The organism is Stenotrophomonas sp. Steno-C18, assembly GCF_056393195.1.
On record NZ_JBWJOX010000008.1, the window covers coordinates 117,998 to 140,684 of the forward strand.

Here is a 22,687-nt window from a genome sequence, read left to right on the forward strand (position 1 = left end):
CGGCGGAACGGTTCCGCATGCGGGGGGCCAAGTTAGCGACGCCAACGCGTCTTCACATCCTGCGTCGCACCATCATTGCTCCGCCCCGGCCTTGCACCGGGGCGGGTTTGCAGCATCAGAACTTGTAGCGCAGGCCCAGCGTGTACTGGCGCCCGGTCTCGCTGTACTCCAGCGGCAGCGACACCGACGGGTTGGACACCCACGACTCCTGTGCCTCGTTGGTCAGGTTGGCGCCTTCCAGGCTGAGCTCCAGCTGGTCGCTGATGCGGTAACGGATCGAGGCATCGAGGAAGGTGGTGCCGCTCTGGCCGTGCACGCCTTGGGCAGCGCTATTGAAGCCGGCCTCGGTGCCCGGTACCTGGATCAGGTAGTCGTCACGGTTGGTGGCCGAGACACGCCCGGACCAGCGCTCGCCTTCGTAGAACAGCGTGGCATTCCACGCGTTCTTCGACAGGCCGGTGAGGTCGGTCTTCTGCGCCGCGGCGCCGGAGCTGGTCAGGTACTGGATCTTGGATTCGACGTAGGTGTAGTTGAGCTGCATGCCCAGGTTCGACCACTTGCCCGGCAGGAAGGTGAACGGCTGGGTGTAGTTGAACTCCACGCCGGTCAGGTCACCGCCCGGGGTGTTGATCGGCACGGTGAACACGAACTCGTCGGTGACGCTGGCGGTGGTGCCATCGAGCAGGTTGGCCGGCAGGCCGCTCTGCGAATAGATGCGGCTTTCGCGGGTGTTCTGGATGAAGCTCTCGATGTCCTTGTAGAACACCGCCACGCCCAGCATCGCACCGGCGTTGAAGTACCACTCGAAGCCCAGGTCGGCGGTCTTGGCACGGATCGGGTCGAGCATCGGGTTACCGCCGCTCACCGTGCGGGCACTGCCGCTGACATTGACCGTCACGCCGGGGGTCAGGCTGCCCAGGCCCGGACGCGACATCACCTTGGCCGCGCCGAAGCGAACCAGGAAGTCCGGGGTGATCTCCGCCACCAGGTTCAGCGACGGCAGGAAGTCGTTGTACTCGCGGCCGACCGTGGTGCTGATCGGCGTGCCGCTCGCGGTGGCCACGCCGGTGGAGCTCTGCTTGGTCTTCACGTAACGGGCACCGATGTTGCCCGATACCGGCACCGAGCCGATGTCGAAGCCGAACGTGCCCATCAGCCAGGCGCCGCGGTCCTGCTCGGTGACGCTGCGCATGCTGGCCGCGTAATCGACCAGGGCGTAGTCGCCGGTGCCGTTGAGGATGCCGTAGGCATTGACGATGGCGTCGAAGTTGGGGACCACCCACTTGCCCGGCGAGCCGCTCATGCCCTGCAGGCTGGCCTGCTCGGTCATGTCCGCCGGCACGATCTTGCTGCCGTTGAAGGTCGGCACGTTGGTCTCGGTGGCGGCACGGCGGCGTTCGATCGAATCGAAGCGGAAATTCTTGGCCTGGATGCCGCCTTCCAGCGTGAACGACGGCGCGATGGCCCAGGAGAATTCCAGCTGGCCGTTGTCGAAGTCGTTGGAAACGTAGTTCTGGCGCAGGCGCACGGTGGACAGCGTCCAGCCGTTCGGGTCGGTCGGATCGATGCCGTAGTTGAACACCGGCTTGTTGGCGTTGCCACGGTAGTCGTAGCTGTAGCCCTGGACGTTGAGCTTGTCCATCATGATCGTGGCCTGGATCGGGTTCTCGTGCTTGGAACGCGAGGTGCCGACCTTGCCGGTGATCGTGAAGTTGTCGCTCAGGCGGTGCTCGCCGTCCAGGCTGACCTGGTAGAACTCGGTGCTCCACTCGTCGTGGCGGTTCTCGGCGCGGATGTCGACGTTGTCCATCTGCGCGTAGACCAGCGCGCCGTTGCGCACTTCGCCGTCGTTGACCAGGATTTCCTTCTTGCCATCGGCACTGGACTTGCTCAGGCCGTTGGCCTCGATGTACTTCTCGTCGCGCTTGGCGTCGATCTTGGAGTACAGCGCATCCAGGCTGAAGGTGGTGCGGTCGGACGGCTTGAACTGCAGCGCGCCGGTCACGCCCAGGCGCTTCTGGTCATGCTCCATCAGCGTGTAGCGCGGGAAGCGCGGCGAGTATACGTCCGAGCGCAGCGCATCCTTGAACGCGGAGGCCGGGTTGAAGCCACCATTGGTGGTGCCACCAGCCCAACGCACGGTGCCGGTGCCCTCTTCCACCGTCTCGCGCTCGGAATACGCCACCGACAGCAGCGCACCGAACTTGCCGTCGGCCCAGCTGTTGGCGATCAGCCCGGCGAAGCGCGGCATTGCCGACTGCGAGGCATCGTTGTAGCCGGCCTGCACGTTGCCGACGATGGTCAGGCCGTCATAGTCGAACGGACGCGCGGTGCGCAGGTCCACGGTGGCGCCCAGCGAGCCCTCTTCCACGTCGGCCGAGGCGGTCTTGCGCGCGATCAGCTGCGAGAACAGGTCCGAGGCGAACACGTTGAAGTCGAAGCCGCGGCCGCGGTTGGTGCCGCCCTGGCCATCGCTGCTGCCGACCGTGCTCAGCGCTTCCAGGCCGTTGATGCGCACGCGGGTGAAGTCCGGGCCCAGGCCGCGCACCGAGATGTTGCGGCCTTCGCCGCCGTCACGGGTGATCACCACGCCGGGGATGCGCTGCAGCGATTCGGCCAGGTTGCTGTCCGGGAACTTGCCGATGTCCTCGGCGACGATGGCATCGACCATGCCGGTTTCGCCGCGCTTGATGTCCAGGGCCTTCTCGACGCTGGCGCGGTAGCCGGTGACGGTCACCGCATCCAGTTCGGTCGCCGCGGTACCCGCGTCCTGGGCGGCGGCGGAGCCGGCCTGCAGGGCCAGGCCGATGCCCAGCGCGAGCAAGGTAACCGGTGTCTTTTTTGATGCGTTACGTGGATCCATGTGCTTCCCCTCTCCAAGGTCTACATGCGAATCGGCTGATCGTTATGTACTGCTGAGCGCGGATGACACCGCTAGTCAAAACGGAAAGTAGCAGCTGCGTGAAGGTGGGGCATCTTGCACTGCAACAGGCCGCAAGACCCTTGTAATACCTTGTCCCAAGGACATTCCCGCCCATTGCGGCGACGGGACAGGAGGACAGAAACGGTGAAATGACACCGATAGTCAATTTCCCGTGCCATGATGCGCGCCGGTTCGACGATGAGCAGGAGTCCCGATGAATTCCCCCCGCGTTGTCTGTTTCGGTGAGCTGCTGCTGCGGCTGGGCGCCCCCGGCCACCAGCTGCTGCTGCAAAGCCCTTTCCTGGAGGTGCACTGCGGTGGCGCCGAAGCCAATGTCGGCGTGTCGCTGGCCCACTTCGGCCATGACGTGGCCATGGTCAGCGTGGTCGCCGACAACCCGCTCGGTGCGGCGGTCACCGGTGAGCTGCGCCGCCACGGCGTGGACACCGGCCGGGTGCGCCGCGCCGAAGGCCGCATGGGCCTGTACTTCCTGACCACCGGTGCCGGCCACCGTCCCAGTGAAGTGGTGTACGACCGCGCCGATTCGGCCTTCGCCAGCGCGCGCGCCGACAGCTACGACTGGCCGGCGCTGCTGCAGGGTGCGCAGTGGCTGCACCTGTCCGGGGTGAGCCCGGCACTAGGGCCGGAGGCGGCGCAGGCCACGCTGGACGCCGCGCGCGCAGCCTGCGCACTGGGCATCAAGGTCTCCTTCGACGGCAACTTCCGGCCCAAGCTGTGGGAACGTTGGGGCGGGGACGCCAAGGCGATCCTGCGCGACCTGTTCGACTGCGCGCACATCGTGTTCGCCGACTACCGTGACATCGGCGTGGTGCTGGGCGGCGAGTTCGCGCAGGCCGACGCGCAGGCGCGCGTGGACGCGGCCGCGGCGATGGCCTTCGCCGCCTTCCCGCGGCTGCAGTACATGGCCTGCACGCAGCGCACCGCGCACAGCGTGGGCCACCATTCGATCGGCGCGATGCTGCTCGGCCGTGATGGCACGCGCGCGCTCGCACCGGTCGAGGAGCTGACCGATATCATTGACCGCATCGGCGGTGGCGACGCGTTCGCTGCCGGCGTGCTGCACGGGTTGATCGAGGGCCTGGACGCCGACACCACCCTTCGCTTCGGCCTAGCGGCCGGTTGCCTGAAGCACTCGATCCCCGGAGATTTCAACCCGGTCGGCGTGGCCGACGTGATGGCCCTGATGGGCGAAGGAAAATTCGATGTCCGGCGCTGATCCGCGCGTACGCGCAGTGCTCAAACTGGCCCCGGTGATCCCGGTGTTCACCCCCGAGGACGTCGACGATGCGGTGCAGGTGGCGCATGCCTTGTTCCGTGGCGGGCTGCCGGTGATCGAGGTGACGTTGCGCACGCCCATCGCGCTGGACGCGATCAAGGCGATGGTCGAGGCGGTGCCCGATGCGGTGGTGGGCGCCGGCACGGTGCTGACCGCGGCGCAGATGGAACAGGTCAAGGCGGTTGGCGGGCGCTTCGCGGTATCGCCAGGCGCCACCGACCGGCTGTATGCCGCCGCGCGCGACACCGACCTGCCGTTGCTGCCGGGCGTGGCCACCTCCTCGGAACTGATGCGCGGGCTGGAGCAGGGCCTGGATACGTTCAAGTTCTTCCCGGCGGTGCAGGCCGGTGGTGCGGCCATGCTCTCGGCCTGGAACGGCCCGTTCGGCGACGTGCGCTTCTGCCCGACCGGCGGCATCAGCGCGCAGACCGCCGCGCAGTTCCTGCACCTGCCCAACGTGCTGTGCGTGGGCGGCAGCTGGCTGACCACACGTGAGCTGTTGCAGGCACGTGACTGGGCCGGCATCGAGCAGTTGGCGCGACAGGCGTCGGTGTTGCCGGGCTGATTGGAAGACGGGGCAGGGCGCTTACCCCTCCCCAACCCTCCCCTTGGCTGCGCCAAAGGGAGGGAGCAGAAGCGGCAATCGCTGCTATCTGCAAGACCTCGCATGACCGCCCCCTCCCTTTGGCGCCGCCAAGGGGGTGAAGAGGGGCGTGTGCACGCCACGGGCGTGCGACCCGGTGAACGCCCGAGGCCGTGCCGCAGGGCCGGACGGGCCGGGGAGGGGTCTGGCTCCTAAAGCTTCAACCGCCGATACAACGTACTGCGATTCACCCCCAGCCGCTTCGCCGCCTGGCTGACATTGCCATCGCACGCCGCCAGCGCCTGGCGCATCACCTCCAGCGTCATCTCCTGCAGGCTGCCGTCGCCGGCCGGGACGACGGCAGGTGGGGACGCCACAAGCAGATATTCCGGCAAGCCCTCCGCCGCGATCACCGCGGTCGGCTCGCTCAACGCCACCAGCGTGCGCAGGCAGGCCACCAGCTGCCGCAGGTTGCCCGGCCAGTGGTAGGCCGCCAGCTTCTGCAGGGCCTGGTCCGACAACGTGCGCTGCTGCGCCAACGGCGCCCACAGCGCCTGCACCAGCGCGGTACGGTCCGCTTCCTCGCGCAACGCCGGCAAGCGCATCACGTGGTCGGCAATGCGGTAGTACAGATCCGAACGGAAACGACCTTCATCCATCGCCTGCTGCAGATCGCAATGCGTTGCGCAGACCAGCATGAAATCCAGCTTGACCGGCTTGCCACCCCCCAGCGGTGACAGTTCGCGGTCCTGCAGCACCCGCAGCAGGCGTGGCTGCAGGGCCAGTGGCATGTCGCCGATCTCGTCCAGGAACAACACGCCGCCCTGTGCCTGGCGCAGCAGGCCCGGGCTGCCCTGGCGACGCGCGCCGGTGAAGGCGCCTTCCTCGTAGCCGAACAGCTCGGCCTCGATCAATCCTTCCGGCAGCGCCGCGCAGTTCACCGCGACGAACGGCTTGCCGGCACGGCTGCCACGCGCATGCAGCGCGCGCGCCGCAACCTCCTTGCCGGTGCCGGTCTCGCCTTGCAGCAACACCGGCAGACCGGCCTCCAGCACACGGCCGGCGCGCCCCAGCTGCTGTTCCTGCGCCGCACTGAATACCGTGCCGGCCGCCGGCAAGGGCAGGGCGGGGCGCGCCTGCGGCACCGGCACGGATACCGCCTGCGTACGCGCCACGCGCGCCGCCGACGCCTCCAGTTGGCCGTGCAGGATGCGGCCACTACGGTCCTGCAGCATGCCGTCATCGCGCATGCGCGACAGCGGTGCATCGAACAATGCCTCATACGAGGCGCGGCCGATGTCACCACGCTCCAGCCCGAACAGGCGCAAGCCCACGCCGTTGGCCGCCACCAACCGTCCGTTGCGGAAGCCCAGCACTGCTTCGCCGGCCGTACCCAGCAGCGCACGGTCATGGTGCAGGCGCAGCAGCTCGCAGCTGTCCATGCCGTTCTCGAAGAAGCGGTGCTCGATGCGATTGGCCGCCAACCGCGCCAGGCCCAGCGCATGCATCTGCTGCACGCTGGCCGGTCCGGTGAAATCCAGCACGCCGACCAGTTGCCCATGCGGGTCATGGATGGGCGTGGCCGCACAGCTGAGGATGCCGTGCGGCGCGAAGAAGTGCTCGCCGCCGCGCACCTCGATGGCCCGTCCTTCGACGATGGCGGTGCCGATGGCATTGGTGCCCACCGCCGCTTCGCTCCAGCACACGCCGGGCATCAACGCGACGCGGCCGGCCCTGTCCAGGAAGCCGGCATTGCCCTCGGCATTGAGGATCCAACCGGATTCGTCGGTGAGCAGCACGATGCTGTCGGTGCTGGCGGCATGCGCGGCCAGGCCATCGAGCTCGGCCCGCGCCAGGTGCCACAGGCGCTCGTGGCGCTCGCGCAGTTCACGCAGGTTGGCACCGGGCAGCGGTTCCAGCTGCGGCTGCGCATCGACCGCCAGGCCGCTGCGCTGGCAACGTCGCCACGATTGCAGGATGGCATCGGGCACGGTGCCGACGGGCAGGGTGCCCCGCTCGAAGAACGAACGCCGGGCGTTGCCCACGCGGTGTTGCGGTAGCTGTGCCATGGAAACTCCTGTGTCGCAGATTGCGACAGGTGTCCGTTTGCCTGTTCCGATTAACAGCACAGTGCCGTGGCCACTGCAACGTCCGGGGCTGATGCGGCGCAACACCGGCCGCCCCGCGGCGCCGTCCCGGCGGCATTTGCCGCGTGCGGCAACGCAGCACGGCGAAGTTGGCACTGCTCTTGCGCCTTGCAGGGACCACCGCCGCGCGCGGTCCATCCCATTGCTGATCCCGGAGATGCACGCATGAACGCAGTCCTGTCCACCAAGCCCATGGCCACCGACCCGCAGTCGCTGTTCAAGCCCCGCTATGGCAACTACATCGGCGGCCAATGGGTGGCGCCGCGCAGCGGCCAGTACTTCGACAACATCACCCCGGTCACCGGCAAGGTGTTCACCCAGGTGGCGCGCTCCAACGCCGAGGACATCGAACTGGCACTGGACGCCGCGCATGCCGCCAAGGACGCCTGGGGCAAGACCTCCAGCACCGAGCGCGCCAACCTGCTCAACCGCATCGCCGACCGCATCGAGCAGAACCTGGAGCTGATCGCCCACGCCGAGACCTGGGACAACGGCAAGCCGATCCGCGAGACGCTCAACGCCGACGTGCCGCTGATGGCCGACCACTTCCGCTACTTCGCCGGTGCCCTGCGCGCACAGGAAGGCAGCCTGTCGCAGCTAGACGAGGACACCGTGGCCTATCACTTCCACGAGCCGCTCGGCGTGGTCGGGCAGATCATCCCGTGGAACTTCCCGCTGCTGATGGCCGCCTGGAAGCTGGCCCCGGCACTGGCCGCCGGCAACTGCGTGGTGCTCAAGCCGGCCGAGCAGACCCCGGCCTCGATCCTGGTGCTGATGGAAGTGATCGGCGACCTGCTGCCGCCGGGCGTGCTCAACATCGTCAACGGCTTCGGCCTGGAGGCCGGCAAGCCGCTGGCCAGCAGCCCGCGCATCGCCAAGATCGCCTTCACCGGCGAGACCAGCACCGGCCGGTTGATCATGCAGTACGCCAGCCAGAACCTGATCCCGGTGACGCTGGAGCTGGGCGGCAAGTCGCCCAACATCTTCTTCGCCGACGTGATGGCCGAGGACGATGATTTCCTGGACAAGGCGGTGGAAGGCTTCGTGATGTTCGCCTTCAACCAGGGCGAGGTGTGCACCTGTCCGTCGCGCGCGCTGATCCAGGAGTCGATCTACGAGAAGTTCATGGAACGCGCGTTGGCGCGCGTGGCGGCGATCGTCCAGGGCAACCCGCTGGACCCCAACACCATGGTCGGCGCGCAGGCCTCGAAGGAGCAGTTGGACAAGATCCTGTCCTACATCGAGATCGGCAAGGCCGAAGGCGCGCAGGTGCTGATCGGCGGCGAACAGAACGCGCTACATGGCGACCTGGAGGGCGGCTTCTACGTCAAGCCGACCGTGTTCAAGGGCCGCAATGACATGCGCGTGTTCCAGGAGGAGATCTTCGGGCCGGTGGTCTCGGTGACCACCTTCAAGACCGAGGAAGAGGCCCTGCAGATCGCCAACGACACGCTGTACGGGCTCGGCGCCGGGCTGTGGAGCCGCGATGCCTCGCGCCTGTACCGGATGGGCCGCGCCATCCAGGCCGGCCGGGTGTGGACCAACTGCTACCACGCCTACCCGGCGCACGCCGCCTTCGGTGGCTACAAGCAGTCGGGCATCGGCCGCGAGAACCACAAGATGATGCTCGACCACTACCAGCAGACCAAGAACCTGCTGGTCAGCTACTCGCCGAAGAAGCTCGGCTTCTTCTGAGCCCCCACGCCCGGCACGGCAACGTGCCGGGCGTGATCACGATCAATGCGCCGGCCCCGGGTTGGCGTCAGATTGCAGCTACCCCTTGGTATGGAGATCGATGATGGACAAGACGATGAAGGCAGCGGTGGTACGCGAGTTCGGCAAGCCGCTGGCCATCGAGGAAGTACCGGTGCCGCGCCCGGCGGCGGGCGACATCCTGGTCAAGATCGAAGCCTGTGGCGTCTGCCACACCGACCTGCACGCCGCCGAGGGCGACTGGCCGGTCAAGCCGAACCCGCCCTTCATCCCCGGCCATGAAGGCGTCGGCCACGTGGTGGCGGTGGGTGCCGGCGTCACCCACGTCAAGGAAGGCGACCGCGTCGGCGTGCCGTGGCTGTACTCGGCCTGTGGCTACTGCGAGCACTGCATGGGCGGCTGGGAGACCCTGTGCGAGAGCCAGCAGAACACCGGCTACTCGGTCAACGGTGGCTTCGCCGAATACGCGCTGGCCAACGCCGGCTACGTCGGCCACCTGCCGGCCAACGTCGGCTTCGTCGAGATCGCCCCGGTGCTGTGCGCGGGCGTCACCGTGTACAAGGGCCTGAAGATGACCGACACCAAGCCCGGCAACTGGGTGGTGATCTCCGGCGTCGGCGGGCTGGGCCACATGGCGGTGCAATACGCCAAGGCGATGGGCCTGAACGTGGCCGCGGTGGACGTGGACGACGCCAAGCTGGCCCTGGCCAAGCGCCTGGGTGCCACCGTCACCGTCAACGCCCGCACCACCGACCCGGCCGCGTTCCTGAAGAAGGAGATCGGCGGTGCCCACGGTGCGCTGGTCACGGCGGTGTCGCCGAAGGCCTTCGAGCAGGCGCTGGGCATGGTCCGGCGTGGCGGCACGGTATCGCTCAACGGCCTGCCGCCGGGCGACTTCCCGCTCAACATCTTCGGCATGGTGCTCAACGGCGTGACCGTGCGCGGCTCCATCGTCGGCACCCGCCTGGACCTGCAGGAATCGCTGCAGTTTGCCTCTGATGGCAAGGTCGCCGCGACGGTCAGCACCGACACGCTGGAAAACATCAACGACGTGTTCGCGCGCATGCGTGCCGGTGCCATCGAAGGCCGCGTGGTGTTGGATTTCAGCGCCTGATGGCTTGACCCCCTCCCTTGGGCACAGCCCAGGGGAGGGTTGGGGAGGGGTCGCCTCGGGCTTGCTCCCTTACCCGATCCGCACGTGCACCGCGGCAGTCGGCATCCGATCCAGCGCCAGCCACGCATCCTCGATCACCCCGCGCACCTTCTCCCAGCCCAGCCGCGATTCACCACGGCTCTGCTCCCAGTGCGCGGCCAGCTCGGCTTCGGTGTCGGCACTGCCGCGCGGCCAATCCGCCGCGTGCGTGACCAGCGCGAAGGCATAGGCCGGTTGCAGGTCACGCCAGCGCAGTGCGCCACGACGGCGACGCGCGTAGTCATCCAGGCTGTACTGCACGAAGTCCTGCGCCACCTCGTCGGCGGCATGCGCGTTGCGCTGCAGTCGCCCGCGCCGGATCACGCTCGGATCAGCCCTGAACAACGTCGGGGCGGGGCGGTGTTCGACACGGTCAGGGCGGTACATGGCACGACCCTCCTCCTGCGGGGCAGCCACAATTACGCCCCCTCCCGTCAGTTCGCCGTGAGCTGCCTGTTAGCGAACAGTGAGAGACGGCCGGTGAATGGGGCAGGGCAGAGCGGGACCCTGGACGGCTGCCCGCCGCAGGCTCAGGAACCCCGGTCCCACAACCATTGCAGCCCCAGCGTGACACCGCGGTCCGGTCCCGGCTCGTAGTAGCGCTGGTTGCCGTCGTTGACGATGACCGAGCCGATGTAGCGCTGGTCCAGCACGTTGTCCACGCGTGCGAACACCCGCAGCGGGCCGCGCGTGGTCGGCCATTCCCGTGCCGCCTCCAGGTTCAGCAGGGCGTAGCCCGGTGCGCGCGCATCGGCCAAGTCGTTGACCACCATGTCGCTGGCAGCGACCACTTCGGCAGCCCACTGCCATGCCCCCGGCTGCCACTGCCAACGCGCGGACAGCTGCTGGCGCGGCACGCCCGGCAGGCGGCTGCCGGGCGCCACCCGGTTGGTCGGTACCCGGCACGGCGCGGGTAGGCCGGTGCAGGTCAGGTAGCCGTCACGCACGCTGGCCTGCAGCCAGGTCCAGGCCAGCTGCAGGTGCTGGCTTTCGCCGATCGGCTGCTGCCATCCCAGCTCCACGCCCTGGCGACGGGTGGCGCCGATGTTGCGGTAGCTGCTGCGCCCACCGCTGTTGGTCGCCACCGCCAGCTCGTCATCGGTATCGGCGCGGAACAGCGCCAGTTCCAGGCGCGCCCCGCTCTGTGCACGCCACTTGGCGCCCAGTTCGTAGTTGCGGCTGGTCGAGGAGGACAGGTCCAGCGCCATCCCCGCACCGCCATCGGCGCGGTAACCCAGCTCATTGAAGGTGGGGCTCTCGAAGCCGCGGCCCGCCGAGGCGTACAGGCGCAGGCCGTCGTTGGCGCGGAACACCAGTCCGCCGACCGGCGTGGTGGCCGAATAGTCGCGGCGGCCGCTGTCATCCGGGTTGCCGGCGGTGCGGTAGTGGTCCTGCGAGCGGAACCGCACCTGCGTGTGCCGCGCACCGACCAGCGCCGACCAGCGCGGGCTGAACTGCCACCATGCCTGCGCGAACTGGTCCACGTTCTGCACCTGGTCGCGCTGGTCACGGCGCAACCGGCCCTTGATGCCGTAGGTGGTGCCGATGAAGTTCTCGTAGCCGGTGCGGTGCTGGCGCTGGCGGTCGGCATTGGCGCCGAGCACCAGCTCCAATGGCCGGCCGGCAAGCGCGCCATGCCAGGCCCAGCGCGCGTCCAGGCCGCCGTAGTTGCCGTCCAGATCGATCACGCCGCCGGAATGCAGCGGGTTGCCCTGGGTCGCCGGCGGGATCGCCAGGAACTGTTCGACCGCACGCTGCCCGGCATAGCCCATCAAGCGCCAGGTCTGGTGTTCCCGGTCCAGCGTGTAGACCAGCCCGGCCTGGTTCTGCCGCACCGACTTGCGGGTGTCGTACTGGGCGGCGACCGGCGTGGCCTGGCGTGGATCGGCCTGCACCTGCGCGCGGGTCAGGCCCAGCGGGTCCTGCGCGTGCGGGGCATCGAAGCCGTTGAGCAGCAGGTCCAGGCGCTGCCCGGGGGCCAGCGCGAACCCCAACCGCGCCGCGAGCGACTCCCGTCGCGCCGCACTGTGGTCACGCCAGCCATCGGTGCGGAAGTGGTTGGCGGCCACGTTGTAATGCATCGCCCCCGTCTTGCCCTTGAGCTGCACGCCGGTGCTGGCGCTGCCATTGCTGCCGGCGCTGCTGCGCAGCCGCCACGGGTCACCGGCCTGGCCATCGGCGCTCCACAGCTGCAGCACGCCACCGGAAGAGTTGCCATGCAACGCCGAGAACGGACCGCGCAGCACCTCGATGCGGTCCGCGCCGAGCAGGCTGAAATGCGACAGTTGGCCTTGCCCATCGGGCATCGTCGCCGGCACCCCATCGACGAGCAGGCGCACGCCGCGCACGCCGAAGGTGGAGCGCGCGCCAAAGCCGCGGATCGACAGCTGGGTGTCCTGGGCAAGGTTCTGGCGTTCGCGCGCCGACAGGCCCGGCACGCCGCCCAGCGCTTCGCCCACCAGCGCGCCGCGGCCATTGCCAGCAGTGCCCACGTCCACCGTGGTGCTGGAGGCGGGCAATTCGAAGTCATCCACCGCATGCACCTTGGCCGCCTGTACCTGCACGGCACGCAGGGTTTCCGGCACCGGTTCGGCGGCGTGGACGGGATCGGCAAGAAACAGGCCGGAAACGATCAGGAACGGGGCAGGGGGGCGCATCCGTTCATGATCGCGCAGGTGGTGCCTGCGACGCGTGCATGACTGCCGCTGTAGTTCCAACTGAAATCCTCCGGCCATCGCCGCCCCACCCTGCTACGATGTGGCGGTTCTGGCCGCCGTGCGTGATCCGCGCCGGACACCCCCACTCCCCGCCACTCTGAAACGAGTACCGCCGTGTCCTTCTTTGCAAACGTGGAACAGGTTCCTGGCGACCCGATCCTGGGTCTGACCGAGGCATACAACGCTGACAGCCGCCCGACCAAGGTCAACCTTGGCGTCGGCATCTACTACGACGAAAACGGCCGCATCCCGCTGCTGCGTGCCGTCAAGCAGTACGAGCAGCAGTTGGTGGCCGAGGCCAAACCGCGTGGCTACCTGCCCATCGACGGTCTGCCGGCCTACACCCTGGCCACGCAGAAGCTGGTGTTCGGCGAAGGTTCGGACCTGCTGGCCGCCGGCCGCGTGGCCACCTCGCAGACCATCGGCGGCAGCGGCGCGCTGCGCGTCGGCGCGGACCTGCTGCGCACGCTGCTGCCGCACGCCACCGTGGCCATCAGCAACCCGAGCTGGGAAAACCACCGCGCCGTGTTCGGCGCCGCCGGTTTCGACGTGGTCGATTACACCTACTTCGACAACGCCACCCACGGCCTGGATTTCGCCGGCATGGTCGCCGACCTGCAGAAGCTGCAGCCGGGCACCGTGGTGCTGCTGCATGCCTGCTGCCACAACCCGACCGGCGCGGACCTGAGCACCGAGCAGTGGAAGCAGGTTGCCGCGCTGCTGAAGGACCGCCAGCTGTTCCCCTTCATCGACATGGCCTACCAGGGCTTCGACAAGGGCATCGAGCCGGACGGCCAGGCCGTGCGCATCATCGCCGAGGCCGGCATCGACAGCTTCATCGTCGCCAATTCGTACTCCAAGTCGTTCTCGCTGTACGGCGAGCGCGTCGGCGCCTTGTCGGTGGTGGGCCCGGATGCGGCCTCGACCAAGGCCGTGCAGTCGCAGGTCAAGCGCATCATCCGCACCATCTACTCCAGCCCGTCCACCCACGGCGCCGCCCTGGTGGCCGGCGTGCTGGGCAGCGCCGAGCTGCGTGGCCTGTGGGATGCCGAGCTCACCGAGATGCGCGAGCGCATCCACGCCCTGCGTGCCGGCATGGTGCAGAAGCTGGCCGCCCTGGGCGCGCCGGAGTTCAGCTTCATCGAGAAGCAGGCCGGCATGTTCTCGTACTCGGGCCTGAGCAAGGCGCAGGTGGACCGGCTGCGTGACGACTACGGCATCTATGCCGTGGGCACCGGCCGCATCTGCGTAGCCGCGCTGAGCCAGAAGAACCTGGACTACGTGGCCAAGGCCGTCTACGAGGTCAGCCGCGGCTGATCGACCGTCGCTGACCTGTTGAAAAGCCCGGGGAAACCCGGGCTTTTTTAGTGCCGCGCGAAGGGTTTTGCCTCTCCCCAACACGCCCTCGGCGAACCGGAAGCCAGCGGCCAAATGCCTGATGCGTGGGGTTCCGCAGGATCGCAAAGCCCTTCCGCTCCCCGACGTTCCTCATCCGACCAGCCAGGCCACCACTGCAGCGCCAACCACCATCCCGCCCAGCCCCACGCTGACGATGCCGCCATAGCGTGCACCGCCACTGAGGAAGGCCAGCACCGACTTGGCCAACGACGCCGACGCCAGCAGGGCGATCACGCCCCAACGCGCCTGGCCCAGCTCCAGCCCGCCGGACGTGGTCAGGCTGGCGATGCTTGCCGCCGCCGCATGCAGTTCACCCAGCGCCGCCACCGTCGCGCCCACCAGCGCCCCGGCCTGGCCGAACAGCTGGCGCAACCCTTCCGATACCAGCAGCACCGCGGCAATCGCCACCGCGATCATCAGCGCATGCTGCAGCTGGAATGCCTTTGCCGTCGAAGTCTCGGGCACCGCTTCATCCGGCACATGGCGCAGGCCCAGCGCCGCGAACCCCAGCAGTACCAGCGCGCCGGCCAGCAATGGCCACGCACTGGCGCGCAGCAGGGCCGGCGAGGTGGTGCCGATCACCGCCGCGAACAGCAACAACGAGGCCAGGTTGGCCAGCAAGGCGGCCGATGCCGAAGGCGGGACCAGCGCCGGTGCCGCCCGGCTGCTGCGCCCGAACCCCGCCACCGAAGCGGTGGAGGAGGCAAAACCGGAAAAGAAGCCGGCCACCGGCAGGCCCCAGCGCGCGCCCACCGCACGCAGCGCGACATGCCCAAGCATGCCGGTGCCCATCACCAGCACCACGATCTGCCAGAGCTTGTACGGCACCAGCACGCCCCAGGGATCCACCGCCTCGGACGGCAGCATCGGCAGCACCACCAGCGCGCACGCTGCCAGCAGCAACGCATCGCGCACCTCCTGGTCGGTGATGACTTCGCGGCTCAACCGCGCCAACGGCGCCTTGGCCCACAGCAGGATCGCCACCACCACGCCCAATGCGGCGGCCAGCGCCGGTTGCTCCAGTGCCAGCCCGCCGAGCAGCACCGTGGTCAGCATGGTGATCTCGCCGGTCAGGCCCGGGTCGTCGGCCGCGCTGATGCGGTAGCTGGTCCAGGCCAGGGCCGCGGCGGCCAGCAGCGCCACCAGGAACGCAGGCAAGCCCAGCAGCATCGCCACCGCGCCCATCAGCGCCAGCAGGGCGTGCGTACGCACGCCGGCCTGCAGCGTGCGGCTCGTGCCGTGCTGGCGCTCGCGCACCGCACCGATCAGCAGCCCGATGCCCAGGGCTGCCAACAAACCATGTGTCACCTGATTCCAATCCATGCCACTCCCCTCCGGGCCTCCATGGTACGGACCCTGTGGATAAAGCCAACGGCAGCGCCGCATGGCTGCTTTTGTCCGCAAAAGGACACAGCATGGCCATCAGCTCGAAAAAAGCAGGACAACCCGCGACAATAGCGCTCCTTTTGTCTGAAGGTAGCTCCCGTCCATGTCCCGTACGTCGCTGACCCGCTTCCTGATCGAGGAAGAACAGAACAAGCGCATCAACGCCGACCTGCGCCAGCTGGTCGCGGTGGTCGCCCGCGCCTGCACCTCGATCGCCATCGCCGTCAGCAAAGGCGCGTTGGGCGGCGTGCTGGGCGATGCCGGCACCGGCAACGTGCAGGGCGAGGCACAGAAGAAACTGGACGTGATCTCCAACGAGATCCTGCTCGAAGCCAACGCCTGGGGCGGCCACCTGGCGGCCTGCGCCTCGGAGGAGATGGACCACAGCCAGCCGGTGCCGTCGGAATACCCACAGGGTGACTTCCTGCTGCTGTTCGATCCGCTCGATGGCAGCTCCAACATCGACGTCAACGTCTCGGTCGGCACCATCTTCTCGGTGCTGCGTGCCCCGGCCGGCGTGAAGCAGCCCGGCGACGAACACTTCCTGCAGCCGGGCGTGCAGCAGGTGGCCGCCGGCTACTGCATCTACGGGCCGAGCACGATGTTGGTGCTGACCGTCGGCCATGGCACCCACGCCTTCACCCTGGACCGCGAGACCGGCGCCTTCATCCTGACCCAGCGCAACATGCAGGTCCCGGCGGACACCAAGGAGTTCGCGATCAACATGTCCAACCAGCGCCACTGGGAAGCGCCGATGCAGGGCTACGTGGCCGACCTGCTGGCCGGCAAGGAAGGCAGCCGCGGCAAGGACTTCAACATGCGCTGGATCGCCTCGATGGTGGCCGACGTGCATCGCATCCTGACCCGCGGCGGCATCTTCATCTATCCGTGGGACAAGAAGGACCCGGGCAAGGCCGGCAAGCTGCGCCTGATGTACGAAGCCAACCCGATGGCGCTGCTGGTCGAGCAGGCCGGCGGCGCCGCCACCAACGGCCGCGAGCGCATCCTCGACCTCCAGCCGACCCAGCTGCACCAGCGCGTGCCGGTGTTCCTCGGTTCGAAGAACGAGGTGGCGCAAGCCACCCGTTACCACACCGACCACGACGCCAACTGATCACCGCTCGTTGCAGCGGGACCACGCTCCGCTGCAGCCCTCCCGGCAATGCACCGCCGGGAGGGCCTGGCACTACCCAAAGCAGGTGTTCCACGCCACCATCGGCCTCAGTTCTCCTGGGAACCACCGATGAGCGACGTGGATTTCATCGAGGTTTACGACGACGCGCTGTCCGCCCAGGACTGCGCGGCGATCGTGCAGCGCATGCAGCACAGCAACCAGCTGCAACCCGGCCGCGTGGGCGGCGGCGTGCATCCGGACCTCAAGCACAGCCGCGACCTGCGCATCAGCGGCAGCGAGGATTGGCGCGATGTCGACCAGCGCCTGCAGGTCGCCGTCTTCAATGGCCTGCTGCGTTATCTACGACGTTATCCACAGGCCCTGATCTCGCCGCTGATGTTGCAGGTCCCCGGCAGCGACGGCCAACCGCGCCGCCTCACCGCCGATGATTTCCCCGCCATGGACGAGCGCGCGCTGTCCGACCTGGCCCGCACCTGCCTGCGCCCGGGCGCGATCAACCTGCAGTGGTACACCGCGGGCGAGGGCGGCTACCCGTACTGGCATTGCGAGCTGTTCCCGCGCGACGCCAGCGGCGAAACCCTGCACCGCCACCTGCTGTGGACGCTCTACCTCAACGACGGTTTCGACGAAGGCCAGACCGAGTTCCTGTTCCAGCAACGCAAGGTTGCCCCGCGCACCGGCAGCCTGCTGATCGCACCGACCGCCTTCACCCACACCCATCGCGGCAACCGCCCGCAGGGCGGCGACAAGTTCATCGCCACCAGCTGGATCCTGTTCCAGTCCGCCCAGCGGCTGTACGGGCAGCCTTAGGCGCCACGTCCCCCTTCACGCGGCAGGCATTACGCTGCCCCGCACCCGGCCCGCATCACGCGAACACTGGAGCTCACCGATGAACTGGATCGCGCTTGCCGCGCTGTTGCTCGTCCTGGTCAATCTCCTCGCCACCGGCGCGGTGTTCCGTGTGCCGGACCTGTCCGCCTCGCAGCGCGTGCTGCAGATCGCCACGATCTGGCTGCTGCCGGTCATCGGCGCGGTGTTGTGCCTGAGCTTCGCCAGCACCCAGGCCAATGCCGCCGCCACGCCGCGCGATGACTCGTTCTCCGCATCCGACGGCGGCGGGCCGATCCTGGGAACCGATGCCTATGCCAGCGACTGCAGCGGCGATGGGGGCAGCTGCGATGGTGGCGGGGACGGTGGAGGTGGCGGCGATTGACCCGGCAACCGGCCTGCCCGCTCAGAACAACTCGCCCTGCAGCGACGGTTTCTTCGGCGGGGCCGGCGCGATGAAACGGCTGCAGTCCAGCTTCGGCCAATGGCTGTTCTGGGCATCAAACCCCAACCGCTTGCGCGCCAGCTTGAAACGGTTGGAAAGCAGGTCGGCGTACGCTCCTTCGCCCCGCATGCGCTTGCCGAACTGGCTGTCGTAATCCTTGCCGCCGCGCAGCTGGTTGATGGTGCTCATCACGTGTTCGGCACGCTGCGGGTAGTGCGCCTGCAGCCAATCGCGGAACAACGGTGCCACTTCGTAAGGCAGGCGCAGCAACACATAGCCCGCGCTGCAGGCCCCGGCATCGCGGGCGGCCTCCAGCACCGCTTCCAGCTCGGCGTCGTTGATCCACGGGATGACCGGCGCCACCATCACCCCCACCGGGATGCCGGCCTGGCTCAGCCGCCGCATCGCGCGCAGGCGGGCATGCGGGGCCGAGGCGCGCGGCTCCAGCTTCGCCGACAGGTGCGGGTCCAGCGAGGTCACCGAAAAATGCACGCTCACCAGCTGCTGCCCGGCCAGCGGGGCGAGCAGGTCGATGTCACGCTCCACCAGCGCGTTCTTGGTGATCAGCGAGAACGGGTGCCGGGTCTCCAGCATCACCTCGATCAGCTGCCGGGTGATGCCCAGCTTGCGTTCGATCGGCTGGTAGGCGTCGGTGTTGATGCCCAGCGCGATCGGTTGCGGCACGTAGCCCGGCCGGGACAACTCCCGGCGCAGCACGTCGGCCGCGTTGACCTTGGCGAAGATCTTGGTCTCGAAGTCCAACCCCGGCGACAGGTTGAGGTAGGCATGCGTGGGACGGGCGAAACAGTACGAACACCCGTGCTCGCAACCGCGGTACGGGTTCACCGACTGGCTGAAACCCACGTCCGGCGAGGTGTTGCGGCTGATGATGCTGCGCGCGGTTTCCGGGCGTACGTCCGTGCGCAGCCGGGCCTGGGCGAACTCCTCGCTCTCCTCTGTCGCCCAGCCATCGTCCACGGCTTCGGTGAGCTGTGTCTCGAACCGGCCGGGCAGGTAGCTGCTGGCACCGCGGCCTTTGATGGGGGAGGGGGTCGACATCGGCCTACGCTAGCGCGCGCCTGTCTCACTGTCAGCGACTGGCCACATTCAGCTGCCCGGCGCTTCAGCCGGCCTTGCACAAGGTGATCGACCGGCGCCATGGGCGGCTTTTGTCCCTCGCGCGCACCGTCGGATGGCTAGAATCGGCGGATGCGCGATGCCTTCCACAGCCTCTGGGCCAGCTTGTCCAGCCTTCCCCACCTCGGCCAGATCCTGGCCGCCACCTACGTGGTCTACCTGGTCCTGCTGGCCTGCTACATCGTGCTGCAGAAGCGCGAACCGGTGGCCACGCTGAGCTGGATCCTGTCCTTGGCGGCACTGCCCTACATCGGCCTGTTCGTGTTCTACCTGTTCGGCCCACAACGCATCGTCCGCCAGCGCCTGCGCCGCGGGCGCTCGCGCGAGGGGCTGGGCACCTACGACGCGGTCGGCGCGCAGGATGACACCTGCACCGAGCTGGCGCGCGTCGGGCAGGCCACCACCGGCCTGCCGCCCAGCACCGCCACCGAAGTCGACTGGCTGGTCGATGGCGCGGCCACCTACGCGGCGATCATCGCCGCCATCGGCCAGGCACGTCGCCACGTGAACCTGGAGTACTACATCTTCGAGCCCGACCACGCCGGCACCGCCATGCGCGATGCCTTGGTCGAACGCGCCAAGGCCGGCGTCAAGGTGCGCCTGCTGCTCGATGCGGTGGGTTCCTCGCGCATCGGCAAGCGCTTCCTGCAACCGCTGCTCGACGCCGGCGGCGAGGTGGCCTGGTTCCACCCGCGCCAGTTGTTGAAGCCGTTCAAGCGCCCGTGGCTGAACCTGCGCACGCACCGCAAGCTGGTGGTGGTGGACGGCGAGGTCGCCTTCACCGGCGGCATCAACGTCACCGACGAGGAAGACGACAGCCGCAACCCCAATGCGTATCGCGACCTGCACATGCGCATCCGGGGCCATGTGGTGCACAGCCTGCAACTGGTGTTCCTGGAAGACTGGATCTACGCCACCGGGCAGGGCGCGGGCAACTTCCGGCGCGAGGACCTGTTCCCACCCGACGTGCCGCGGCGCGACCAGGGCACGATCCGCGCGCAGGTGCTGGTCTCCGGGCCGGATTCGGCATGGGAGGCGATCCACCGCCTGCACGTGGCCGCCATCCAGGAAGCCCGCCACCGCGTCTGGCTGGTCACCCCGTACTTCGTGCCCGGCGAAGCCGCCCGGATGGCGCTGACCTCGGCTGCGCTCGGCGGGCTGGACACGCGCTTGATGGTCCCGCGCCAGAGCGATTCGAAGTTCGTCACCCTGGCCGCCCGCTCCTACTTCGACGAGTTGCTCGAGGCCGGCGTGCGCATCTTCGAGTACGGCCCGCGCATGCTGCACAGCAAGGCCTTCATCGCCGATGACCACACCTGCATCGTCGGCACCGCCAACTTCGACCACCGCAGCTTCCGCCTGAACTTCGAGCTGTCGATGATGTACAACGACCGCGGGTTGACCGCCGAGCTGGACGCCATCCTGCAGCAGGAGTTCGACAGCGCCACCGAGGTGGTGCCAAGCAGCCAGCGCCCCCTGTGGCGGCAGCGGCTGCCGGAGGCCGTGGCCCGGCTGGCCTCACCACTGCTCTGAAGACCGCGCGGCACGCCCCGCCTGGCATGGCTGAACCGGCGGCGACAGGGGCGTTTCGCCGTCCATGCCTTCCAGCGCTCCGTCCATTCCGCGGCCCATGGAACCGGGCTTGCAGCGGCCGTTAAACTGCAGTCCTCTCCGGGGAGGTCGAGACCATGTATTGGTTGTTCCTGTTGCTTGCGCTGGCTGCATTCGTGTTCGCCCTGTCCACGACGAACATGGCCCTGCTGGTGCTGTCGTTGGTGGCGGCGCTGGTGTTCATGCTGCTGTGGGTGAAGGGGCTGTACGCGGCCAAGTTCGACGGCGTGGTCAACGATGTCCCGCGGCCACTGCACGCGGCCGAACTGCAGGCGCTGCGCGAGCAGCTCCGTCCCGCGGCCACTGCCGACGCCGCGACCACAACGCCCCCTTTGCCGGCGCCGGCAGCGGCTCCCGCCCCCCCGCAGCTGCAGGACCCCAACCAGCCATGACCCAGCTCAGCGTCAACGTCAACAAGGTCGCCGTGCTGCGCAATTCGCGTGGCGGCAGCGATCCGGACGTCGTGCGTGCCGCGATGACCTGCCTGCGCGCCGGCGCGCACGGCATCACCGTGCATCCGCGCCCGGACCAGCGCCACATCCGCGCCGACGACGTCTACGCATTGTCCGAACTCACCCGCCAGCATGGCGTGGAGTTCAACATCGAAGGCAATCCGTTCGCGCCGCCGCGCGAGGGCTATCCCGGCCTGCTGCCGCTGTGCGAGCAGACCCGTCCGGCGCAGGTCACCCTGGTACCCGACGGCGACGGCCAGCTCACCTCCGACCATGGCTTCGATTTCGGCCGCGACAGCGAACGCCTGCGTCCGTTGATCGCCACGCTCAAGGGATATGGCTGCCGGGTCAGCCTGTTCGTCGATGTCGGCAATCCCGACCTTGCCCAGGCCGCAGCCCTGGGGGCCGATCGCATCGAGTTGTACACAGGCCCTTACGCCGAGGCCTTCGCCACCGGCCCGGTGGACCCGGCGTTGGCCCTGTTTGCCGATGCCGCACGCCGCGCGCAGGCCGCCGGGTTGGGCGTCAATGCCGGACATGACCTGTCGCAGGCAAACCTGTATCACTTCCTGACCCAGGTCCCCGACGTGCTGGAGGTCTCCATCGGTCATGCACTGATCGGCGAGGCCCTGTATGAAGGCATCGAAGCCACGGTGGCAGGCTACCTGACGATCATCGAGCGGGCAGGGGAGCCGGCCGTCGACGCCTGATCCAGGTCGGAGGCGGGGTACCCGGCGATGGACGACATGCGCATGCGGCATGAGCACATGATCATTCACATGGTTATCCACAGGCCGGGCGCTGGCTCTCACAGACACCCACTGCCATCCCCTCAAGTGCGGGCCCTGCCCGCCTGATGCCGGAGCGGGGAAGGAACGCCGGGCCACCCGAAGAGGACTTGCAGGACACGCGGGGCATGTAGCAGGAAGCGGATGCTCTCCTGGGCCCCTGACGACAATGCCCTGTGGATGGATTCGCCGTATCGAAAAGGGCAGTTTCGGCGGTTATCTTCTCCTAAATTCTACCAATAGGCCGACAAGTAGCGTTATTTTCCCGGGCGCCGCGTACTTCCGGCCCGGACTTGTCCACAGCTGCAACGGTCCACGTACAGGCAACCCGCCTGATCCGGACAGCGCCTGTGGATAAATCAGGTGTCGTCCGGGTCACGAAGCACACCGGAGGCCTGCGAAGCCGCTTATCCCCAGATTGCTGTGGATAAGCAGGCATCCCTCGTCGCTTGAACGCATTTTTATCCACAAACGGGAGCATCCGGGGCCATTCGGGGTATTGGTGCAGCACTGCTTTGCCCTTCTCCTGTGGATAAACACCGGTTCGATGGCAACCGGCAGCCCTCCCGCTGCTCTGTTGTGGATATCTGGCGCCCGGTACGTTGAGAGGCATGACTTATCCACCGGCCCCCTGTAGCGCTCCTGGACCTGCCACGCCGGGGGTGGGGCAGGCCAGCCTGATTTCGTCGGCGCCCCTGCTCGGGCATTCCTGATGCGTCGGGTTTCAGGCGCAAAGATCGCTGAATATCGCTCAATTTCTGTAGATTCTCGGAAATCCGGCTGTTCTGGTAGTGATAGCGCTTCGCGAGGTATAGCAGGCGTTATCCACAGCCAGACCGATCATCCGCCCGGATCCGCCTTGGCAGAGTGCCGCCACTCGCTGGCGGTTGTGGATAAGCGCCATCCGGCATCCCGAAACGGATGCACCATGGCCT

At 67.9% G+C, this 22,687-nt stretch carries 17 protein-coding genes; 11 read left to right on the forward strand and 6 right to left on the reverse strand.

From position 1 onward, the window contains the following. Window positions 1–115: 115 nt before the first annotated feature. Window positions 116–2,863, reverse strand: a complete 2,748-nt coding sequence (locus tag AC06FE_RS15860; RefSeq protein ID WP_478073586.1) for a TonB-dependent receptor — start codon at window positions 2,861–2,863, stop codon at window positions 116–118. A 274-nt stretch (window positions 2,864–3,137) separates the two neighbouring features. On the opposite strand from AC06FE_RS15860, the gene AC06FE_RS15865 reads away from it, so the two are divergent. Beyond that, window positions 3,138–4,160: a sugar kinase gene (locus AC06FE_RS15865; RefSeq protein ID WP_132864037.1), complete on the forward strand. Its 1,023-nt coding sequence runs from the start codon at window positions 3,138–3,140 to the stop codon at window positions 4,158–4,160. Further along, window positions 4,147–4,785, forward strand: a complete 639-nt coding sequence (eda, locus tag AC06FE_RS15870; protein WP_478073587.1) for a bifunctional 4-hydroxy-2-oxoglutarate aldolase/2-dehydro-3-deoxy-phosphogluconate aldolase — start codon at window positions 4,147–4,149, stop codon at window positions 4,783–4,785. Before AC06FE_RS15865 ends, eda begins: the two co-directional genes overlap by 14 nt. Window positions 4,786–5,015: 230 nt before the next feature. On the opposite strand, the gene AC06FE_RS15875 is transcribed toward eda, so the two are convergent. Beyond that, window positions 5,016–6,872: a sigma-54-dependent Fis family transcriptional regulator gene (locus AC06FE_RS15875; protein ID WP_478073588.1), complete on the reverse strand. Its 1,857-nt coding sequence runs from the start codon at window positions 6,870–6,872 to the stop codon at window positions 5,016–5,018. A 243-nt stretch (window positions 6,873–7,115) separates the two neighbouring features. Here AC06FE_RS15875 and adh point away from each other — a divergent pair, with 243 nt between their 5' ends. Beyond that, window positions 7,116–8,645 carry an aldehyde dehydrogenase gene (adh, locus tag AC06FE_RS15880; protein ID WP_478073589.1) on the forward strand — a complete coding sequence of 510 codons (1,530 nt, stop codon included), beginning with the start codon at window positions 7,116–7,118 and terminating at the stop codon, window positions 8,643–8,645. 103 nt (window positions 8,646–8,748) lie between these two features. Continuing rightward, a complete protein-coding gene (adhP, locus tag AC06FE_RS15885; protein ID WP_478073590.1) occupies window positions 8,749–9,777 on the forward strand; it encodes an alcohol dehydrogenase AdhP in 1,029 nt (342 codons plus the stop codon). Between the two features lie 69 nt (window positions 9,778–9,846). Here the strand turns inward: adhP and AC06FE_RS15890 are convergent, their stop codons facing one another. Beyond that, a complete protein-coding gene (locus AC06FE_RS15890; RefSeq protein ID WP_478073591.1) occupies window positions 9,847–10,242 on the reverse strand; it encodes a hypothetical protein in 396 nt (131 codons plus the stop codon). A 143-nt stretch (window positions 10,243–10,385) separates the two neighbouring features. After that, on the reverse strand, window positions 10,386–12,512 hold the full coding sequence (locus tag AC06FE_RS15895) for a TonB-dependent receptor family protein (RefSeq protein ID WP_478073592.1): 2,127 nt from the start codon (window positions 12,510–12,512) through the stop codon (window positions 10,386–10,388). Between the two features lie 174 nt (window positions 12,513–12,686). On the opposite strand from AC06FE_RS15895, the gene AC06FE_RS15900 reads away from it, so the two are divergent. After that, window positions 12,687–13,889 (forward strand): amino acid aminotransferase, encoded by a 1,203-nt coding sequence (locus tag AC06FE_RS15900; protein WP_132864043.1) that lies wholly within the window; start codon window positions 12,687–12,689, stop codon window positions 13,887–13,889. A 171-nt stretch (window positions 13,890–14,060) separates the two neighbouring features. Here AC06FE_RS15900 and AC06FE_RS15905 read toward each other — a convergent pair whose 3' ends face one another. Then, window positions 14,061–15,293, reverse strand: a complete 1,233-nt coding sequence (locus AC06FE_RS15905; RefSeq protein ID WP_478073593.1) for an MgtC/SapB family protein — start codon at window positions 15,291–15,293, stop codon at window positions 14,061–14,063. A gap of 166 nt (window positions 15,294–15,459) precedes the next feature. On the opposite strand from AC06FE_RS15905, the gene AC06FE_RS15910 reads away from it, so the two are divergent. The 3 genes from AC06FE_RS15910 to AC06FE_RS15920 all read left to right on the forward strand — a co-directional run bounded on the left by AC06FE_RS15910 (window position 15,460) and on the right by AC06FE_RS15920 (window position 17,704). After that, complete coding sequence (locus AC06FE_RS15910; RefSeq protein WP_132864045.1) at window positions 15,460–16,470, forward strand: class 1 fructose-bisphosphatase; 1,011 nt, start codon at window positions 15,460–15,462, stop codon at window positions 16,468–16,470. A 129-nt stretch (window positions 16,471–16,599) separates the two neighbouring features. Next, window positions 16,600–17,301, forward strand: a complete 702-nt coding sequence (locus AC06FE_RS15915) for a 2OG-Fe(II) oxygenase (RefSeq protein ID WP_192287183.1) — start codon at window positions 16,600–16,602, stop codon at window positions 17,299–17,301. A 79-nt stretch (window positions 17,302–17,380) separates the two neighbouring features. Then, entirely contained in the window at window positions 17,381–17,704 is a 324-nt protein-coding gene (locus AC06FE_RS15920) for a hypothetical protein (RefSeq protein ID WP_478073594.1), read from the forward strand. A 21-nt stretch (window positions 17,705–17,725) separates the two neighbouring features. On the opposite strand, the gene AC06FE_RS15925 is transcribed toward AC06FE_RS15920, so the two are convergent. Continuing rightward, complete coding sequence (locus AC06FE_RS15925) at window positions 17,726–18,823, reverse strand: PA0069 family radical SAM protein (protein ID WP_192287185.1); 1,098 nt, start codon at window positions 18,821–18,823, stop codon at window positions 17,726–17,728. A gap of 150 nt (window positions 18,824–18,973) precedes the next feature. Between AC06FE_RS15925 and cls the strand changes: the two genes are divergently transcribed. The 3 genes from cls to AC06FE_RS15940 all read left to right on the forward strand — a co-directional run bounded on the left by cls (window position 18,974) and on the right by AC06FE_RS15940 (window position 21,674). Continuing rightward, entirely contained in the window at window positions 18,974–20,434 is a 1,461-nt protein-coding gene (gene cls / locus AC06FE_RS15930; RefSeq protein ID WP_478073595.1) for a cardiolipin synthase, read from the forward strand. Between the two features lie 155 nt (window positions 20,435–20,589). Then, window positions 20,590–20,904 (forward strand): hypothetical protein, encoded by a 315-nt coding sequence (locus tag AC06FE_RS15935; RefSeq protein ID WP_478073596.1) that lies wholly within the window; start codon window positions 20,590–20,592, stop codon window positions 20,902–20,904. Beyond that, window positions 20,901–21,674, forward strand: coding sequence for a pyridoxine 5'-phosphate synthase (locus AC06FE_RS15940; protein ID WP_478073597.1), 774 nt, complete (start codon window positions 20,901–20,903; stop codon window positions 21,672–21,674). The genes AC06FE_RS15935 and AC06FE_RS15940 overlap by 4 nt, the downstream gene beginning before the upstream one ends. The last annotated feature ends 1,013 nt before the right edge of the window (window positions 21,675–22,687 follow it).

Bases quoted from the DNA above. Each gene is read 5' to 3' on its own strand.
- AC06FE_RS15910 (WP_132864045.1), top strand. From the start codon at position 15,460: ATGTCCCGTACGTCGCTGACCCGCTTCCTGATCGAGGAAGAACAGAAC.
- AC06FE_RS15875 (WP_478073588.1), bottom strand. From the start codon at position 6,872: ATGGCACAGCTACCGCAACACCGCGTGGGCAACGCCCGGCGTTCGTTC.
- eda (WP_478073587.1), top strand. From the start codon at position 4,147: ATGTCCGGCGCTGATCCGCGCGTACGCGCAGTGCTCAAACTGGCCCCG.
- AC06FE_RS15890 (WP_478073591.1), bottom strand. From the start codon at position 10,242: ATGTACCGCCCTGACCGTGTCGAACACCGCCCCGCCCCGACGTTGTTC.
- adh (WP_478073589.1), top strand. From the start codon at position 7,116: ATGAACGCAGTCCTGTCCACCAAGCCCATGGCCACCGACCCGCAGTCG.
- AC06FE_RS15920 (WP_478073594.1), top strand. From the start codon at position 17,381: ATGAACTGGATCGCGCTTGCCGCGCTGTTGCTCGTCCTGGTCAATCTC.
- AC06FE_RS15935 (WP_478073596.1), top strand. From the start codon at position 20,590: ATGTATTGGTTGTTCCTGTTGCTTGCGCTGGCTGCATTCGTGTTCGCC.
- AC06FE_RS15925 (WP_192287185.1), bottom strand. From the start codon at position 18,823: ATGTCGACCCCCTCCCCCATCAAAGGCCGCGGTGCCAGCAGCTACCTG.
- cls (WP_478073595.1), top strand. From the start codon at position 18,974: ATGCGCGATGCCTTCCACAGCCTCTGGGCCAGCTTGTCCAGCCTTCCC.
- AC06FE_RS15895 (WP_478073592.1), bottom strand. From the start codon at position 12,512: ATGCGCCCCCCTGCCCCGTTCCTGATCGTTTCCGGCCTGTTTCTTGCC.
- AC06FE_RS15915 (WP_192287183.1), top strand. From the start codon at position 16,600: ATGAGCGACGTGGATTTCATCGAGGTTTACGACGACGCGCTGTCCGCC.
- AC06FE_RS15865 (WP_132864037.1), top strand. From the start codon at position 3,138: ATGAATTCCCCCCGCGTTGTCTGTTTCGGTGAGCTGCTGCTGCGGCTG.
- AC06FE_RS15940 (WP_478073597.1), top strand. From the start codon at position 20,901: ATGACCCAGCTCAGCGTCAACGTCAACAAGGTCGCCGTGCTGCGCAAT.
- AC06FE_RS15905 (WP_478073593.1), bottom strand. From the start codon at position 15,293: ATGGATTGGAATCAGGTGACACATGGTTTGTTGGCAGCCCTGGGCATC.
- adhP (WP_478073590.1), top strand. From the start codon at position 8,749: ATGGACAAGACGATGAAGGCAGCGGTGGTACGCGAGTTCGGCAAGCCG.
- AC06FE_RS15860 (WP_478073586.1), bottom strand. From the start codon at position 2,863: ATGGATCCACGTAACGCATCAAAAAAGACACCGGTTACCTTGCTCGCG.